This window comes from Nitratireductor arenosus, from assembly GCF_009742725.1.
Classification (GTDB): Bacteria; Pseudomonadota; Alphaproteobacteria; order Rhizobiales; family Rhizobiaceae; genus Mangrovimarina; species Mangrovimarina arenosa.
Genome location: NZ_WPHG01000001.1, coordinates 1,081,947 through 1,098,949, shown reverse-complemented (window position 1 = coordinate 1,098,949; position 17,003 = coordinate 1,081,947). Strand labels below are relative to the sequence as shown.

At 63.1% G+C, this 17,003-nt stretch carries 17 protein-coding genes; 7 read left to right on the top strand and 10 right to left on the bottom strand.

Annotation, left to right across the window (positions count from 1 at the left end):
- The first annotated feature begins 270 nt into the window (after nt 1-270).
- Nucleotides 271-2,718: a DNA gyrase subunit B gene (locus GN330_RS05320; protein WP_156711582.1), complete on the top strand. Its 2,448-nt coding sequence runs from the start codon at nt 271-273 to the stop codon at nt 2,716-2,718.
- Between the two features lie 72 nt (nt 2,719-2,790).
- Here the strand turns inward: GN330_RS05320 and GN330_RS05315 are convergent, their stop codons facing one another.
- Nucleotides 2,791-5,217, bottom strand: a complete 2,427-nt coding sequence (locus GN330_RS05315) for a caspase family protein (RefSeq protein ID WP_343040365.1) — start codon at nt 5,215-5,217, stop codon at nt 2,791-2,793.
- 173 nt (nt 5,218-5,390) lie between these two features.
- Here GN330_RS05315 and GN330_RS23940 point away from each other — a divergent pair, with 173 nt between their 5' ends.
- The 3 genes from GN330_RS23940 to GN330_RS05305 are packed head-to-tail and all read left to right on the top strand — an operon-like array spanning nt 5,391 to nt 7,357.
- On the top strand, nt 5,391-5,525 hold the full coding sequence (locus GN330_RS23940; RefSeq protein ID WP_281349383.1) for a hypothetical protein: 135 nt from the start codon (nt 5,391-5,393) through the stop codon (nt 5,523-5,525).
- Nucleotides 5,526-5,570: 45 nt separating this feature from the next.
- Entirely contained in the window at nt 5,571-5,978 is a 408-nt protein-coding gene (locus tag GN330_RS05310; RefSeq protein ID WP_156711580.1) for a very short patch repair endonuclease, read from the top strand.
- Nucleotides 5,975-7,357 (top strand): DNA cytosine methyltransferase, encoded by a 1,383-nt coding sequence (locus GN330_RS05305; protein WP_246188500.1) that lies wholly within the window; start codon nt 5,975-5,977, stop codon nt 7,355-7,357. Before GN330_RS05310 ends, GN330_RS05305 begins: the two co-directional genes overlap by 4 nt.
- Here GN330_RS05305 and GN330_RS05300 read toward each other — a convergent pair.
- The 9 genes from GN330_RS05300 to hisB form a co-directional block, all read right to left on the bottom strand.
- Nucleotides 7,307-8,158 (bottom strand): hypothetical protein, encoded by an 852-nt coding sequence (locus GN330_RS05300; RefSeq protein WP_197435040.1) that lies wholly within the window; start codon nt 8,156-8,158, stop codon nt 7,307-7,309. The two genes, GN330_RS05305 and GN330_RS05300, sit on opposite strands and share 51 nt — an antisense overlap.
- A 403-nt stretch (nt 8,159-8,561) precedes the next feature.
- The gene (locus tag GN330_RS05295; protein WP_156711579.1) at nt 8,562-9,620 is read right to left on the bottom strand and encodes an MBL fold metallo-hydrolase; all 1,059 of its coding nucleotides are present in this window, start codon (nt 9,618-9,620) and stop codon (nt 8,562-8,564) included.
- A gap of 169 nt (nt 9,621-9,789) precedes the next feature.
- On the bottom strand, nt 9,790-10,749 hold the full coding sequence (gene coaA, locus GN330_RS05290; RefSeq protein ID WP_156711578.1) for a type I pantothenate kinase: 960 nt from the start codon (nt 10,747-10,749) through the stop codon (nt 9,790-9,792).
- A 22-nt stretch (nt 10,750-10,771) separates the two neighbouring features.
- Nucleotides 10,772-11,092: a phosphoribosyl-ATP diphosphatase gene (locus tag GN330_RS05285; RefSeq protein WP_156711577.1), complete on the bottom strand. Its 321-nt coding sequence runs from the start codon at nt 11,090-11,092 to the stop codon at nt 10,772-10,774.
- On the bottom strand, nt 11,089-11,892 hold the full coding sequence (gene hisF / locus GN330_RS05280) for an imidazole glycerol phosphate synthase subunit HisF (RefSeq protein ID WP_156711576.1): 804 nt from the start codon (nt 11,890-11,892) through the stop codon (nt 11,089-11,091). The genes GN330_RS05285 and hisF overlap by 4 nt, the downstream gene beginning before the upstream one ends.
- On the bottom strand, nt 11,889-12,650 hold the full coding sequence (hisA, locus tag GN330_RS05275; RefSeq protein ID WP_156711575.1) for a 1-(5-phosphoribosyl)-5-[(5-phosphoribosylamino)methylideneamino]imidazole-4-carboxamide isomerase: 762 nt from the start codon (nt 12,648-12,650) through the stop codon (nt 11,889-11,891). Before hisA ends, hisF begins: the two co-directional genes overlap by 4 nt.
- Before the next feature lie 52 nt (nt 12,651-12,702).
- Complete coding sequence (hisH, locus tag GN330_RS05270) at nt 12,703-13,353, bottom strand: imidazole glycerol phosphate synthase subunit HisH (RefSeq protein WP_156711574.1); 651 nt, start codon at nt 13,351-13,353, stop codon at nt 12,703-12,705.
- Nucleotides 13,354-13,355: 2 nt separating this feature from the next.
- On the bottom strand, nt 13,356-13,829 hold the full coding sequence (locus GN330_RS05265) for a DUF2628 domain-containing protein (RefSeq protein ID WP_156711573.1): 474 nt from the start codon (nt 13,827-13,829) through the stop codon (nt 13,356-13,358).
- A gap of 10 nt (nt 13,830-13,839) precedes the next feature.
- Nucleotides 13,840-14,445, bottom strand: coding sequence for an imidazoleglycerol-phosphate dehydratase HisB (gene hisB, locus GN330_RS05260; RefSeq protein ID WP_156711572.1), 606 nt, complete (start codon nt 14,443-14,445; stop codon nt 13,840-13,842).
- A 174-nt stretch (nt 14,446-14,619) separates the two neighbouring features.
- On the opposite strand from hisB, the gene hslV reads away from it, so the two are divergent.
- The 3 genes from hslV to hslU are packed head-to-tail and all read left to right on the top strand — an operon-like array spanning nt 14,620 to nt 16,998.
- Nucleotides 14,620-15,168 (top strand): ATP-dependent protease subunit HslV, encoded by a 549-nt coding sequence (hslV, locus tag GN330_RS05255; protein WP_156711571.1) that lies wholly within the window; start codon nt 14,620-14,622, stop codon nt 15,166-15,168.
- Nucleotides 15,158-15,700 carry a GNAT family N-acetyltransferase gene (locus GN330_RS05250; RefSeq protein ID WP_156711570.1) on the top strand — a complete coding sequence of 181 codons (543 nt, stop codon included), beginning with the start codon at nt 15,158-15,160 and terminating at the stop codon, nt 15,698-15,700. Before hslV ends, GN330_RS05250 begins: the two co-directional genes overlap by 11 nt.
- Nucleotides 15,697-16,998: an ATP-dependent protease ATPase subunit HslU gene (gene hslU, locus GN330_RS05245; protein WP_156711569.1), complete on the top strand. Its 1,302-nt coding sequence runs from the start codon at nt 15,697-15,699 to the stop codon at nt 16,996-16,998. Before GN330_RS05250 ends, hslU begins: the two co-directional genes overlap by 4 nt.
- The last annotated feature ends 5 nt before the right edge of the window (nt 16,999-17,003 follow it).

The following is a 17,003-nucleotide window of genomic DNA, read 5'->3' as shown; positions in this document are numbered from 1 at the left end:
GCGCGCGCCGTCATCACGCCAGCTTACCCCTTGAGATAAAACGACTAAATCCATCATTTTTCGCCACACCGGCGGACGGTTTGCCGCATTCGAAATGCCCGGCGCCGGCGAAGCGACAGGTCCGGCCCTCCACGTACCAAACGGCGGCCCGAATCACGGCACCGGATTTGGTTTTTCGGCCCGGAACCCCTATATCTCACCTGTCCAGCGGCGCGTGATTCGGGGTGGCGAAAGCGCGTCTTTCCAGCGGCAAAAGAACAGCGGTATTTCATGAGCGACTCGTCCGAAAATGAGCCCGGCGGCACGCCCGAATATGGCGCGGAATCGATCAAGGTCCTGAAGGGCCTCGACGCCGTGCGCAAGCGGCCCGGCATGTATATCGGCGATACCGATGACGGTTCCGGCCTGCACCATATGGTCTACGAAGTGGTCGACAACGCCATCGACGAGGCGCTGGCCGGTCATGCCGACCTGGTGACGGTGACGCTCAATCCGGACGGCTCGTGCACCGTAACCGACAATGGCCGCGGCATCCCCACCGATATCCACCACGGCGAAGGCATCTCCGCCGCCGAGGTGATCATGACCCAGCTCCACGCCGGCGGGAAATTCGATCAGAACTCCTACAAAGTGTCCGGCGGGCTGCACGGGGTCGGCGTGTCGGTCGTCAACGCGCTGTCGACCTCGCTAAAGCTCAAGATCCGCCGAAGCGGCAGGATCCACGAGATGAGCTTCACCCACGGCGTGGCCGACGCGCCGCTGGCGGCGACCGGCGAGGCCGGCGCCGAAACGGGCACGGAGGTCACCTTCCTGCCTTCGCCCGGAACCTTCACCATGACCGAGTTCGACTATGCGACGCTGGAGCACCGGCTGCGCGAACTCGCCTTCCTGAATTCGGGTGTGCGCATCGTGCTGACCGACCGGCGCCATGCCGACGTGGTCAGCAACGAACTGCTCTACGATGGCGGGCTTGTCGAATTCGTGCGCTATCTCGACCGCGCGCGCAAATCGCTCATTCCCAGCCCGATCTCGATTCGCGCCGAACGCGACGACATCGTCGTGGAAGTGGCGATGTGGTGGAACGACAGCTACCACGAAAACGTGCTGTGCTTCACCAACAACATCCCCCAGCGCGACGGCGGCACGCATCTCGCCGGCTTTCGCGGCGCGCTCACGCGTCAGGTCACGAGCTATGCCGAAGCAACCGGGATCGCCAAGAAGGAAAAGGTCTCGCTCACCGGTGACGATAGCCGTGAGGGGCTGACCGCTGTCTTGTCGGTCAAGGTGCCCGATCCCAAATTCTCGTCCCAGACCAAGGACAAGCTGGTCTCCTCGGAGGTCCGGCCGGTGGTCGAGAGCCTCGTCAACGAGGCGCTGAGCACCTGGTTTGAAGAGCATCCGGGGGAAGCCAAGATCCTGATCAGCAAGGTGATCGAGGCCGCCGCCGCGCGCGAGGCCGCACGCAGGGCCCGCGAGCTGACGCGCCGCAAGGGCGCACTCGACATCAGCTCGCTGCCCGGCAAGCTCGCCGATTGCCAGGAGCGTGATCCGGCAAAGTCGGAGCTGTTCATCGTCGAGGGCGATTCGGCCGGCGGTTCGGCCAAGGGCGGCCGCTCGCGCAAGAACCAGGCCATTTTGCCGCTGCGCGGCAAGATCCTCAACGTCGAGCGGGCGCGCTTCGACCGGATGCTGTCGTCGGACATGATCGGAACGCTGATCACCGCGCTCGGCACCGGGATCGGCAAGGACGAGTTCAATCCCGAGAAGCTGCGTTACCACAAGATCATCATCATGACGGACGCCGACGTCGACGGCGCCCATATCCGCACCCTGCTGTTGACCTTCTTCTTCCGCCAGATGCCGGAGCTGATCGAACGCGGCCACCTCTATATCGCGCAGCCGCCGCTCTACAAGGTGACCCGCGGCAAGAGCGTGCAATATCTCAAGGACGAGCAGGCGTTCGAGGAATATCTGATCGAGGGCGGTCTGGAAGATTGCGCGCTGGAGCTCGCCAGCGGCGAGGTCCGGGCCGGCCCCGATCTGCGCGCGGCGATCGATGACGCGCTGGCGGTGCGCACGCTGATCAACGGGCTGCATACGCGCTACGACCGCGCCGTCGTCGAGCAGGCGGCGATCGCCGGCGCGCTCAATCCGGAAGTCGTGATCGATCTCGGCCGCGCCAACGAAATGGCCGGCCGGATCGCCGAGCGGCTCGACCTGATCTCGGAAGAAACCGAGCGCGGCTGGGAAGGGCGCATGGCGACCTCGAACGAGGGCCCGGGCGGCTTCATCTTCGAGCGCACCGTGCGCGGCGTCAAGGATGTCGTCCATCTCGACATGGCGCTGATCGGCTCGGCCGACGCGCGCGCGCTGCACCGCTATGCGGGCCGGCTCGAGGAGGTCTACGGCACCCAGCCGGTGCTGCGCCGCAAGGATGTCAGAGAAACGATCTCCGGCCCGCTCAAGCTGCTCGACGGCGTGTTCGCGGTCGGCCGCAAGGGCCTGACCATGCAGCGCTACAAGGGTCTGGGCGAGATGAACGCCGAACAATTGTGGGAAACGACGCTCGATCCCGAGGCGCGCTCGCTGCTGCAGGTCAAGGTCGCCGACGCCACCGACGCCGACGCGCTTTTCGCCCGGCTGATGGGCGACGAGGTCGAACCGCGCCGCGAATTCATCCAGGACAACGCGCTCTCGGTCGCCAATCTGGATATCTGAGCGAGGCGAGGGGCGCTGGACCTAGGCTGGCTGCGTGGTCAACCGCTTTGGTCATTCATGGCGAGCGGGAGCTCATTCGGCCGCTTCGAGCGTGTCCAGAGCTTCCAGCTTGCTGCGCAACAGATCGGGAGAGAGATCGTCCGATGGCGTGCGCATGCCGCGCCGTGCCATCGACTCCAGAACGCTCAGAGCTTTTCGGTAGTTCGCTCGTGGATCACCGCCAACTTCGGCTAGCTTGAAATAAAACGCCGACAGAAAGCCTTGCCACTGGCCATTGTCCGGATCAGCCTTTGCCAGGCGTTCGGCGATGACAAGTCCGGCCTGATAGGCGGCAACCGCGCCAGCGATATCGCCCTGCTTCGCACGGGTATTGCCGATTTTTCCGTGGGCGAGCGACAGGTCGTGCAGTGAAAGGGAGTTGTTCGGATCGTTTTTCGCCAGACGTTCGGCGATGGCAAGTCCAGACACGTAGGCGGCAAGCGCGCCAGAGACATCGCCTTGTTCCATGCGCAAATTACCGGTTCTTTGGTGCAGAACCAGCAGGTTGCGCTGAAAAATTACGTTGCCCGGGTCGGCTCTCGCCAAGCGGTCCGCTATTGCAAAGAACGCATCATAGGCGGCAATCGCGCCCGCCACATCGCCCTGTTCCAAACGGACATCACCGATCCTGGTCAGAACAGCCGTCAGGCCATGCTGCAGCAAGCTGTCGGCGGGATTGGCGGCGGCCAGACGTTCGCCGATCGCGAGGCCAGCCTCGTAGGCGGCAAGCGCATCGGCGAAATCGCGCTGCAACACCTGTACATCACCGATCCAGTTATGGCCGAACATCAGGCCATACTGCCAAGTGCGGTTGCCCGGATCGGCTTTCAAGAGTGTCTTGCGGATTGCAAGGCTGGCCTCGTAGGCGGCGAGCGCTCCGGCAAGATCGCGTTGCGCCATACGAACGTGGCCGACCCTTTCGTGAGATACCGACAGGCCGTACTGCAATTCCGTGTCGGCGGAGTCCGTCGTCGACAAACGCTCGCGAATTGCAAGGCCAGCCTCATATGCGGCAAGCGCACTGACGAGATCACCTTCTGCTTTCCGGGCATCGCCGACATTGTTGTAGGCAATCGACAGGCCAAGCTGCCAGCCGGTATTGGCCGGATCGGAACTGGCCCGTCGTTTTGCCACCATCAACTGCGCCTGGAACGCACCCGAAGAGGCACCAACATTTCCGGAGGTCATGTAGACACTGCCGAGCGCCCCAAGCGCCAAGATCTCCTGGTGCATGTCTTCAGCTGGCACATCCTTGTCTTCGAGCTCCGCATAAAGTGCCGCCGCCTTCTCGTAGTCGGCGATGGCGAGCTGGTACTTCAGTTCCGCCGCCGCCGCACCGCCGTTCAGGTAGTGGGTCGCCGCTTCCGACAGGGTCCGTTCGACATAGTTCGCCTTCAGCGTTTCGCGCGAGGTCGCGTCGATATTCGCCGCCTCGCTCAGCTTCGCCCGCGCGCCGTCAAAGGCGCCGAGCGCCAGTTGCTCTTCCGCCGCGCGGCGCAGCGCGGTCACCCGCTCGTCTCCGGAACGAAGCGTGCGAAGCTCGTCGCGCACCTTGGCGAACGAAGCCGCCGCCTCGCGCAGCTTCTCGGTCCGCTCCTCGCGGTTGAGGCCGGCGATATCGCCGCCGATCAGCGCGCCATAGAGCGGCGCCAACGGCATGCCGGCGTCCGATGCGATGCGTTCCACGTCTTCCCGCATCTGCGGGCTGACATCGGCCATGGCGAGCAGCAGCCGCTCGCGCTCGGGCAGTTCGCCGGAAGCCTGCGAGGCGAAGAACAGCGCCGGCAGGCCGCTTTCCACATAGGGCAGTTGCGCGCCGCGCGAGCGCTCGTAGACCTCCTGCTGCACCAGCGTCAGCACCGAGCGGATTTCCAGCCCGTCGGTGCCGAGATATTTGGCCAGCGCCGTCGTGAACGGCGAATTGTTTCCCTTGCCGTCGGCCGCCGTTTCGCCCGGTGCGGCGGAAAAGGCAAACAGCGTGTTCTCGGCGCGGCCGAGGCGCCCCAAACCGGGCTTGACCGTCGCCGGCAGCCTCAACGCCTTCGCGCCGCGCCCTTGTGGGTCCGAGGATACCCCGAAGGGATCGTTGCGGCAGGCGTCGAGCACGATCAGCGCGATGTCTGCCACCTCGGCCGCCGTCCGGCGCAGTTCCTCCAGCGGCAGTGAACTGGCCTCCAGTGCCTCCAGCGACGAGGCGTCGGCATCGGTCGGCAGCAGGCGGTTCTCGCCGGCGATTTCGACGCCGTGGCCGGCGAAGAAGATCAGGGCGACGTCGGCGCCCGCCGCATCCTCGGCAAAATCCTCCAGCGCCCGGCGCATGCGGCGCAAATCGCGGTTGGCCTCTGAAAACACCTCGAAACCGAGTGCGTCGAGCGCCTCCTCGACCGCGCGCGCATCGTTGACGGCATTGGCGAGCGGACGGATCGCCTCATAGCGATCGGCGCCAAAGACAAGCGCCACGCGCCGTTCCGCGAAGGCCGCGCTTGCCGTGACGACAACAAGTATCGCCGCAAAGACGATCCGCACCGGCAATCTCCCAAACCCCAGGGTCGGAAAACATACTCAAACAGCAATATGGCGCAGGCAAGGATGTTCTTCAGGGGTGGGGTGCGCGTTTCCGGTCTTTTTCTCCTGTGCGAGGAGCGCTGCCCGTTGGAAAGTTCCGCTCGGCCGACGCGCTGTTCGCCCGGCTGATGGGCGACGAGGTCGAGCCGCGGCGCGAATTCATCCAGGACAACGCGCTCTCGGTGGCCAATCTCGATATTTGAGCTCTCGAAGTGACATAACTTCTTTCAGCTGGTAGCCACGTTTGTATGGATACCCGAAGTCCCGAGCAGCGGAAGCGCATAATGCGCGCGGTCAAGAGTAAGAACACAGGTCCCGAGATTACCGTGCGCCGTCTGCTGCATGCGATGGGCTATCGGTTTCGACTCCACAGAAAAGATTTGCCCGGCAAGCCCGACATCGTTTTTCCGAGCCGAACTAAGGTCATCTTTGTACATGGTTGTTTTTGGCATGGACATGGTTGTTCCAAGGGGCGCCCTCCGAAAAGTAGGCTCGATTACTGGTTGCCGAAGCTTGAGCAGAATGCTAGAAGAGATAGAACAAAAACAGAACAATTGGCGGCGGCAGGTTGGGATGTCTTGGTCGTGTGGCAGTGCGAACTGAAGGAATTGGAGGAGCTGGCCACACGGCTTCAGGATTTTGTGGATGGAAATTGAGTGAAGATAAAAGCTTGGGGCGGAATCGCCACTCCTGCGTTAAAGATCGTACGAAAGAGGGATTCGGCATGAGACCTATTGGGGTAGATCTTTTTTCAGGTGTAGGCGGTTTGAGCCTCGGGTTTGAGCAGGCTGGGTTTGACGTAGTCGCTTCTGTTGAGATCGATCCCGTCCATGCGGCCGTCCATAAATACAACTTTCCCAACTGTGTCGTCATACCAAGTTCCATAACCAACTTGACTGGCTGTGACATTAGAGAAGCTGCAGGGATTGGCAATCGAACTGTAGATGTGGTGTTTGGTGGCGCACCCTGTCAAGGTTTCTCGCTTATAGGCCAACGAGTTCTCGACGATCCCCGCAACGCACTTGCCCAGGATTTTGTGCGCATCGTTGAGGAGCTTGATACCACCTACTTTGTTTTCGAGAACGTAAAGGGGCTTACAGTAGGTAAGCACCGACGGTTTCTGTTCGAGTTGATCGAAAAGTTTGAGGCTTTGGGCTACGAGGTTCGGAAGGAGTGGCGCGTTCTCAACGCCGCCGATTACGGAGTGCCGCAGGATCGCCAACGTCTGATCCTGATGGGCTGCAAGAAGGGCTATGATTTACCAACTTATCCAGACCCTTACTCGAAACGACCGACGTGCGTAGATGCGCTCGGTGACCTGCCGGACGCTGAGGCTTTCGAGGAATTACGTTTTTCGGACGTTGTTAATACAAGCGATTATGGTGAATTGAGCAAATATGCGGAGCCGTTGCGGGGTATTGGCAACGATGCTTGGGGTTACGGACACCCCCGCAAGTGGAATCCAAATCTCCTTACGTCCAGCGCAAGGACGGAGCACACAGAGATTTCCCGACGCCGTTTCCGCGAGACAGAGCCAGGACGCGTTGAACCAATCTCCAGGTTTTTCAAATTACCTGCCGATGGATTGTGCAATACATTGCGCGCCGGAACAGATTCCGCCCGCGGCGCATTTACGAGCCCACGACCGATTCATTACGCCTATGCGCGATGTATTACTGTCCGCGAAATGGCTCGACTGCACGGTTTCCCCGATTGGTTTCGTTTCAACGCAACGAAATGGCATGGTGCGCGGCAAATCGGAAATGCTGTTCCGCCTCCGCTGGCCCGTGCTGTTGCAGCCTCGGTGATCGAAGCTCTTGGTGTCAAGGCTACACGTCCGACAGAGGCGCTCGATCTCGGCGATGATACTCTTTTAACAATGAATAGTACCGAGGCTGCAGCGTACTTTGGTGTCGAAAATCCAATCGGGCGACGCGACAAGAAGAGCGGTGCCAAGAAACGCAAGCAAGAGGAGATCGAGGCGCTAAATACCCTTTACAGGCGGATGCAGTTTGTAGATGGCATCGCTGGCTAAGGTAAGCTCTTCAAGCTTCGACGCGTCGGCTCGCTTTATTGCCTCGAATTCGGTCAGATAGAAACCGACACCCTTCACCGTCCGGAGCCCAATAGGAACTACGGTTTCGACATCGGCCTCTGCGAAAGCGGCCTGAACCTGATTGATAATTTGGCTCGAAATCAGCGGATCCTTGGCCTGTTTGGCCTCGCAAGTTATCAAGACGGACTCGGGATCTTGCTCGCTACCGGTCTTACCTAGAAACAACGCATCGATTTCGGTCGAGCGCAATTTAATTCCCATCTGTAGATGAGTAAGTTCGAGCAACGGGAATGCGGGTGCAATCGCAAAGTGGGTTTCAACCACTCTCAGATTGACTGCGGTTTGGATAAGCCAATTTTCGTCCGACCGACCTAGCGTCTTTGTGACTAGCGGTATACTTATAGATTGAACTGGGTATGTTTCTGAATCTAAACGTACCTTGAAATAATCGGGGAACGGTTCGCTCTGACCGACATGAAATGGCACAAACTCAAAACACTCACCTGCACCCGTTCTTTGTACACCGGTGTAACGTTTGGCTGCAACTGAGACGGGCCAATTTTTCGACGCATTCGCACCGCGAAGCAAATCCTTCATAAAATTGGCTGGGTTGCGAGCACTTAACGTCAAGCCGTAGGCGTCGTTGCATTCACGAATAGCCGCGGCCACCTCTTCTAGGCTCATCAGGGACTTGGTTAGAGACGCTGACTTCTTATCCCAGTATTTGTTGAACAGATGTTCGACGACAGCGGTTTTCTGAGATGGCATCGTGCGGTTCACGCCTCTTTTTCGTCGGCTGCATATGAGTAATCATCTCGCCATGGTGCATAGGGCAACTTTCGATCAAGTAAACGGTCCACGTGAAACTAAAATGCCGCTATCGCGCCGTCTAACCTATTGTCCCTACTGACTACCCACGACCCACTTTTCAATCCAAGCCCCCTCGACCTCCTTTTACCCTTCGCTCATCTCCTGCCAGGGACACATGTCATGAACCGGATGAGCGTGGCAGGGACTGTCCCGGATTGGGGAAGCCGGCAGTCCGGTCGCGCTGGGGCTTTTGTTGCCGGCCAGGCTTTCGATCCATCGCGGCGGCGTCCTGCGGGGGGGAGCGGTATCTAGAGGCGAAATTCGACCCGCCATATCGCGACGCCAACGCCCGCGTCCGGCGCTGGCTGTGGCCTCAGGCCAGCCGGTAGCGGTGCACGTCTTCGTCTTTTGCGTCGCGCACCAGCCTGCCCTGCCGCTTCATGCGGTTGACGTGGGCGTGGACCTCGCTGAAGGCGAAACCCATCTGGTGCGGATCGAGCGCGCGGGGGAAGACGAAAGGCAGCAGATCGGCCACCGAACGCGGCTTTGCGCTGCAGGCCTCGGCGATCGCCGCGCAGCGCTCGTCGTGATGGGCGGCCAGCTCGCGGCAGCGCTGGTGCAGCCCGACAAAGGGAAGCTGGTGGCCGGGCAGCACCAGCGCGTCGGCCGGAATGGTGGCGCGCAGCGCGGCGAGCGAGCGCAGGTAGAGCCCGAGCGGGTCGCCCTCCGGCTCGACCGCCCACACGCCGATATTGGGCGATATCCTGGCCAGCACCTGGTCGGCGGCCAAGAACACGTTGCCGTCGCGCCAGTAGAGCATCAATTGCTCCGGCGCGTGGCCGTCGCCGGCCAGCACCTCAAAATCGCGCCCGCCGAGCGTCAGCGTGTCGCCGGCGACCAGCCGCGAAAAAACCGGCGGCAGCGGCGCCACCATGCGCAGATAATTGTGGCCCTGGGTGCTGACCAGGCGCGCGGTGTCGTCCGCCATGCCGTGGCGGCGGTAATGGTCGCGATAGGGCTCGGCATCGAGCGCGCCCGGGCTGAGCGAGATGTTGAGACAGCCGAGATAGGCCGAATGGCTGGTCAGAAGCGGTAGGTCGAACCGGTCGCACAGCCAGCCGGCCAGGCCGATATGGTCGGGATGATAATGGCTGACGATCAGCCGCGTCAGGCGCCGGCCGGCCAGCGGCCCGGCAACCAGCGCCTGCCAGATTTCGCGGGTCTTCCCGTTGGCGATGCCGGTGTCGAGCACGGCCCAGCCGTCGCCGTCCTCGATCAGGTAGATGTTGACGTGGTCGAGGCGGAAGGGCAGCGGGATGCGCGCCCACAAGATGCCGGGCGCGACCTCGCCGACCGTGCCGGTTTCGGGACTGTCGGGAAACGGAAAGCGCAGCTCCCGCGGCCCGGCGGGCAAAACCGTCGTCGTCGTCATCTGCCCTGCTCCTTGGCTCGCGAACCCGTTCGCGGGCTCGACCTAGCCCACATCCGGCGGCCCCACAAGCGCGATGGGCCAGGCCGGATTGCGACTGCCCGCCGGCTGCGAAGGCGGGCGTCGGATCGTCCCGCGCGGCGGCATCTTTCCTGTCAAAACGGCATGGCGCCTAGAGCTTGCGCAGCGCGACCTCCTCGACCAGATGGTCGGCGCCCTTGCGCAGGATCAGGTCGGCGCGCGGCCTGGTCGGCACGATATTCTCGCGCAGATTCTTCAGGTTGATATTGGCCCACAGGCTTTCGCCGATGGCGCGCGCGGCGTCCTCGGAAAGCTGCGAATAGCGGTGGAAGAAGGATTGCGGGTTGCGGAAGGCGGTTTCGCGCAGGCGCATGAAACGGTCGATATACCAGGTGTGGATCAGGTCTTCGTCGGCGTCGATATAGATCGAGAAGTCGAAAAAGTCCGACACCACCGGCACCGCGCGCCCGTCCGGGGGCAGGTCGCGGGTCTGCAGAACGTTGATGCCCTCGAAGATCAGGATGTCGGGCCGGTCGATCAGCACGTATTCGCCGGGCACCACGTCGTAGGTCAGATGGGAATAGACCGGCGCGCGCACGTCCGGCTCGCCGGATTTGATCGCCGACAGGAACCGCAACAGCTGGCCGACATCGTAGCTCTGCGGAAAGCCCTTGCGATCCATGATGTTCTCGCCGCGCAGCACCTCGTTGGGGTACAAAAACCCGTCGGTGGTGACCAGATCGACCTTGGGGCTCGACGGCCAGCGCCCCAGAAGTTCCTGGAGAATGCGCGCCGTCGTCGATTTGCCGACCGCGACCGAACCGGCGATGCCGATGATGAAGGGAGTCTTGACCACGTCGCCGGTGTTGAAGAACACCTTGCGCTGGTGAAACAGAAGCTGGCTCGCCTCGACATGGGCCGACAAAAGCCGCGACAGCGACAGGTAGATGCGGCGCACCTCGTCGAGATCGACCGGATCGTTGAGCGAACTCAGCCGGCTGACCTCGTCCTCGGTCAGGGTGAGCGGGGTGTCGGCGCGAAAGCCGGCCCAGCGCTCCGCGCTGAAAAAGCGGTAGGGCGAATATTTCAGGTCCGGAGCAAGCTGGTCCATCAGCTTTCCTTTCGCGCCCGCCTCACTCGTCGCGCGCCGCCTTTTCGGCAATGCCGGAGCGCGCCGTGCGGCGCTCGAGTTCGGCCAGCACATCGGCAACCGGCACATCGGCGAGCGCCAGCACCACCAGCCAATGATAGACAAGATCGGCGCTTTCAGAAACCAGCCCGTCGCGATCGCCGCGCACCGCCGCGATCACCGTTTCCACGGCCTCCTCGCCGAGCTTCTGCGCCGCCTTGTCGGTGCCGCTTGCAAACAGCTTCGCCGTCCAGGACTGCGGATCGCCGGAGCGGCCGCGCTCGGCGATGATCTTTTCCAGATCGGTCAGGGAAAATCCGCTCATGGTCGCGCTCCGGCCGGTGCCGCCGGGTCGAGGCGCACGGCAATGCCGGCCGCTTCCATATGGTGCTTGGCCTCGGTGATGGAATGGGTGCCGAAATGAAAGATCGAGGCGGCAAGCACGGCGGCGGCGTGACCGTCGCGGACGCCGTCGACCAGATGGTCGAGCGTGCCGACGCCGCCCGACGCGATCACCGGCACAGGCACGGCATCGGCGACCGCCCGCGTCAGCGGCAAATCGTAGCCGGCCTTGGTGCCGTCGCGATCCATCGAGGTCAGCAGGATCTCGCCGGCGCCGCGTTCGACCATTTTTTGTGCGAACCCGACCGCCTCGATGCCGGTCTTCTCGCGTCCGCCATGGGTAAAGATCTCCCAGCGCGCGGGCTCGCCCGGGGCCGACACCTTTTTGGCGTCGATCGCCACGACGATGCATTGGTTCCCGAACTTGTCGGCCGCCTCGGCGACGAAATCGGGATTTTTCACCGCCGCGGTGTTGATCGACACCTTGTCGGCGCCGGCAAGCAGCAGCTTGCGGATATCGGCGACCGCGCGCACGCCGCCGCCGACGGTCAGCGGCATGAAACACTGCTCGGCCGTGCGCGCCACCACGTCGAAAATCGTCTCGCGATTGTCCGACGAGGCGGTGATGTCGAGGAAACACAATTCGTCGGCGCCGGCCGCGTCATAGGCCTTGGCGGCCTCGACGGGATCGCCGGCGTCGATCAGGTCGACGAAGTTGACGCCCTTGACGACGCGGCCGTCCTTGACGTCGAGGCAGGGGATAACGCGGGCTTTCAGGGTCATGCGGGGTCCTCGAACAGCCCGGCCGGCGGTTTGGCGCCGTTGAGCACGGCCAGCGCCTCGGCCGGGTCGATGCGCCCGTCATAAAGCGCGCGGCCGGAGATCGCGCCGTCGAGCCGTTTGGCGTCGGGCATGGTCATGCGCACGATATCGGCGATCGAGGCGAGCCCGCCCGAGGCGATGACGGGGATCGAGACCGCGTTGGCCAGATCGATGGTCGCCTCCCAGTTGATGCCCGAAAGCACGCCGTCGCGGTCGATGTCGGTATAGATGATGGCGGCCACACCGGCGCCCTCGAAACGCTCGGCCAGCTCGATCACGCCGAGTTTGGAGGCCTCGGCCCAGCCTTCCACGGCGACCTTGCCGCCCTTGGCGTCGATGCCGACCGCGATCTTGCCGGGAAAAAGCCGGCAGGCCTCTCTGACCAGATCGGGATCGCGCACCGCCACCGTGCCCAAAATGACGCGCGCCAGCCCCTTGTCGAGCCAGGCCTCGATATCGGCGAGCGTGCGAATGCCGCCGCCGAGCTGGACCGGGTTGCGCGTTGCCTTCAGGATCGCCTCGACAGCTGCGCCGTTGACGCTTTGACCGGCGAAGGCACCGTTCAGGTCGACGACGTGCAGCCAGTCGAACCCCTGTGCCTCGAAGTCCCTGGCCTGGGCGGCCGGATCGGCGTTGTAGACCGTGGCGGTCGCCATGTCGCCGAGCTTCAGGCGCACGCACTGGCCGTCCTTGAGATCGATGGCGGGGAACAGGATCATGCCTTGGCCCCTGTTGTGATATCGACCATCGCGATCCAACACCGTTTGCGGTTCATGGCCTCCACCTCAGAAAATTGGCGATCAGGGCCAGGCCGAGCGCCTGGCTCTTTTCGGGATGGAACTGGGTGCCGGCGAGGTTGTCGCGGCCGACCGCCGCCGTGACCTGGCCGCCATAGTCGGTGACGGCGACCAACTCGTCGGCCTTGCGGGTTTGCAGATGGTAGGAATGGACAAAATAGGCGTGCAGCCCGCTTTCGCCGGTCGCAATGCCCTCAAACAACGGATGCGGCCGCACGAGGGTGATCGTGTTCCAGCCGATCTGGGGAACCTTCAAGGCGGGCTCGGCCGGCTTGATGCGGACCACGTCGCCGGCGATCCAGCCGAAACCCTCGGTCGTCGTCTTTTCCAGGCCGCGCTGCGCCATCAGCTGCATGCCGACGCAGATGCCGAGAAAGGGCCGCCCCCTGGCGATCGCGGCCTCGTCGATCGCCTCGACCATGCCGGGCACGGCATCGAGGCCGGCGCGACAATCGGCGTAGGCGCCCACGCCCGGCAGCACGACGCGGTCGGCCGTGCGCACCCGTTCGGCATTTGATGTCAGCTCGATCTCGGCTACGATGCCGGCCTGGCGCGCGGCGCGCTCGAAGGCCTTGACGGCCGAGCGCAGATTGCCGGAGCCGTAATCGATGATGGCGACGCGCATTGTCAGCCTCGCGCGGGATAGTCGAGCAGGCCGAGCGCGGGTTCGCCGGAAACGCCCGGCCTCACCGTGCGGGACGGCTCGGCGCGCTGGACGATCCGCTCGGGTTCCGCCGCGTCGCCACGTTCGGCGAAATAGCGCGCCTCGGCGTCCTCGAGCGTGTCGGCCTCCACGACGCCCCACGCGCGCCAGCCGCGGCGGGTCGCCGCCCACACCTGCAGCGTCGCGCCCTCGACGCCGACATAAAGCGCCAGAATGAGCGACAGGAACGGCGCGACGACGCCCAGACCGCCGAATTCGACCAGCATCGCCAGGCCGATCGAGGCGGCCAGGAAAAGCAACGCCTCGATCCACAGCCGGTGCCACAAAAGCCAGAAGAAGGGTAGCAGAAGACCGAGCCAGGCGAATCCGTCCCGGACGAAGGCGATGTCGGCGGCGGGACGGTCACCGGAAGGCTCCAGGACAACGAAACTGGCCATAAGCGGGTTCCTAGCCAAGCGTGCCTTTGGTCGAGGGCACGGCATCGCGTTGACGCGGATCGGCCTCGAGCGCGTCGCGCAGGACCCGCGCGACGGCCTTGAAGCAGGTCTCGGCGACATGATGGTTGTTGGCGCCGTAAAGCGTCGTCACATGCAGCGTGATGCCGGCATTCTGGGCGAGCGCCTGGAAGAACTCGCGCACCAGTTCGGTATCGAACGTGCCGATCTTCGGCGCCGAGAAAGACACGTTCCAGACCAGGAACGGCCGGCCGGATATGTCGATGGCGGCCCGTGTCAGCGTTTCGTCCATGGCGAGATCGAGCGAGGCGTAGCGGGTGATGCCGCGCCGCTCGCCGAGCGCGCGGGCGATCGCCTGCCCGATCGCTATCCCGGTATCCTCGACCGTGTGATGGTCGTCGATGTGCAGGTCGCCCTTTGTCCTGACCGTCATGTCGATCAGCGAATGGCGCGACAGCTGCTCAAGCATATGGTCGAAGAAACCGACGCCGGTTACGATGTCGTGTTTGCCGCCGCCGTCGAGATCGACCGTCACCTCGATGGCGGTCTCGTTGGTTTTGCGGCTGATCGTTGCGGTGCGACCGGTGCTGGCGTCCATCTCGCTTTTCCTGAAAGTAGCGTGGCGCTGCCTTCTAACAGCGGCGCGCGGGGAATGCCAGTTCGCCGGAGCATGCCGGCCATTGTCCGATGCAAATTTGCAATCCGGCCCGCGCTGCATAAATAAGGCGCTGTTGAAACGCCGCGCCTCGGTCACGTGTCATTGGAGCCTTTGATGTCAGAAACTCCCGCAATGCATGCGACAACCATCGTCACCGTGCGCAAAGGCGACACCGTGGTGATCGCCGGCGATGGCCAGGTTTCGATGGGGCAGACGGTGATGAAGGGCAATGCCCGCAAGGTCCGCCGTCTCGGCAAGGGCAATGTGATCGCCGGCTTCGCCGGCGCGACCGCCGACGCCTTTACCCTGCTTGAGCGGCTCGAGACCAAGCTCGAACAATATCCGGACCAGTTGACCCGTGCCTGCGTGGAACTTGCCAAGGACTGGCGCACCGACCGGTATCTGCGCCGGCTCGAGGCGATGATGCTGGTCGCCGACAAATCCGTCACGCTGGCCCTGACCGGCACCGGCGACGTGCTGGAACCCGAACACGGGGTGATGGCGATCGGCTCCGGCGGCAATTACGCCCTTGCCGCCGCGCGCGCTCTGATCGATACGGACAGGTCCGCCGAGGAGATCGCCCGCGCCGCGATGGGGATCGCGGCCGACATCTGCGTCTACACGAACCACAACATCGTGATCGAAACGCTCGATGCCGATTGAAAACCGGGACATCTCCTTCCGACCGGTCACGCCGGCCGATTACGCCATGCTGCGGGCTTGGTTCGAAAGCCCGCATATGCGCCGGTGGTGGGGTGAGCCGGAGGTGGAACTCGGCTACATCCGCGACATGGTGGAAGGCCGCGACACGACACACCCTTTCATCATCCTGCTCGATGGCGCGCCGGTCGGCTATATCCAGTATTGGCATATCGGCCACCACCAGAACGAGGGCTGGATCGCGGACCACCCCTGGCTGGCGGAATTCCTCCCCGAAACGGTCGGGGTGGATATTTCCATCGGCGAGGGAAACATGCTGTCAAAAGGGATCGGCTCGGCAGCGGTCGGCGCATTCACCAGGATGCTGCGCGAACAAGGCCACACCACGATCATCATCGATCCCGACCCGAATAATCGCCGCGCCATACGCGCCTATGAAAAAGCGGGCTATCGGCCGATCCCGCATCTTGCGGGGCGCACCGGCGACTGCCTTTTGATGCAGCACGGCCAAAACACAAACGAGACCCCGTCATGACCACATTTTCCCCCCGCGAGATCGTTTCCGAACTCGACCGCTACATCATCGGCCAGAAGGACGCCAAGCGTGCCGTGGCGATCGCGCTGCGCAACCGCTGGCGGCGCCAGCAACTCGATGGCCAGATGCGCGAGGAGGTGATGCCGAAAAACATCCTGATGATCGGCCCGACCGGCGTCGGCAAGACCGAGATATCGCGTCGGCTGGCGCGGCTCGCGGGCGCGCCCTTCATCAAGGTGGAAGCGACGAAATTCACCGAGGTCGGTTATGTCGGCCGCGACGTCGAACAGATCATCCGCGACCTGGTCGAAGTGGCGATGGGCCTGGTACGCGACAAGATGCGCGAGGACGTCAAGGCGCGCGCGCATATCAATGCCGAGGAGCGGGTGCTGGAGGCGCTGGTGGGCAAGAATGCCAGCCCGGCGACCCGCGACAGTTTTCGCAAGAAGCTGAGAAGCGGCGAGCTCGACGACAAGGAGATCGAGGTCGAGGTCGCCGACACGTCCGGCCCGTCCCTGGAGATCCCGGGCATGCCGGGCGCCAATATCGGCGTGCTCAACATCAACGACATGCTGTCGAAGGCGATGGGCGGACGCACCAAGACACGCAAGACGACGGTCAAGGATTCCTACGCCCACCTCATCAACGACGAATCCGACAAGCTGCTCGACCAGGACGAGGTGGTGAGCCGGGCACTGTCGATCACGGAGAATGACGGGATCGTCTTCCTCGACGAAATCGACAAGATCGCCACGCGCGACAGCGGTGTGGGGGCGGGGGTTTCGCGCGAGGGCGTGCAGCGTGACCTGCTGCCGCTGGTCGAGGGCACCACGGTCGCCACCAAATACGGTCCGGTCAAGACCGACCATATCCTGTTCATCGCCTCGGGCGCCTTCCACGTCTCGAAACCGTCCGATCTTTTGCCCGAACTCCAGGGCCGGCTGCCGATCCGGGTCGAACTGCGGGCGCTTGAGAAGGAGGATTTCCGGCGCATCCTGACAGAAACCGAGGCGAGCCTCATCAAGCAGTATGTCGCGCTCATGCTGACCGAGGGGGTGACGCTCGATTTCACCGACGACGCCATCGATTCGCTGGCCGGCATCGCCGTCGACCTCAACGCCTCGGTGGAAAATATCGGCGCGCGCCGGCTGCAAACGGTGATGGAACGGGTGCTCGACGACATCTCCTTCGAGGCGCCCGACCGTTCGGGATCGTCGCTGACGGTCGATGCCGATTATGTTGCCAAGAATGTCGGCGATCTGGCCAAAAACACAGATTTGTCCCGATTCATTCTTTAGGAAGT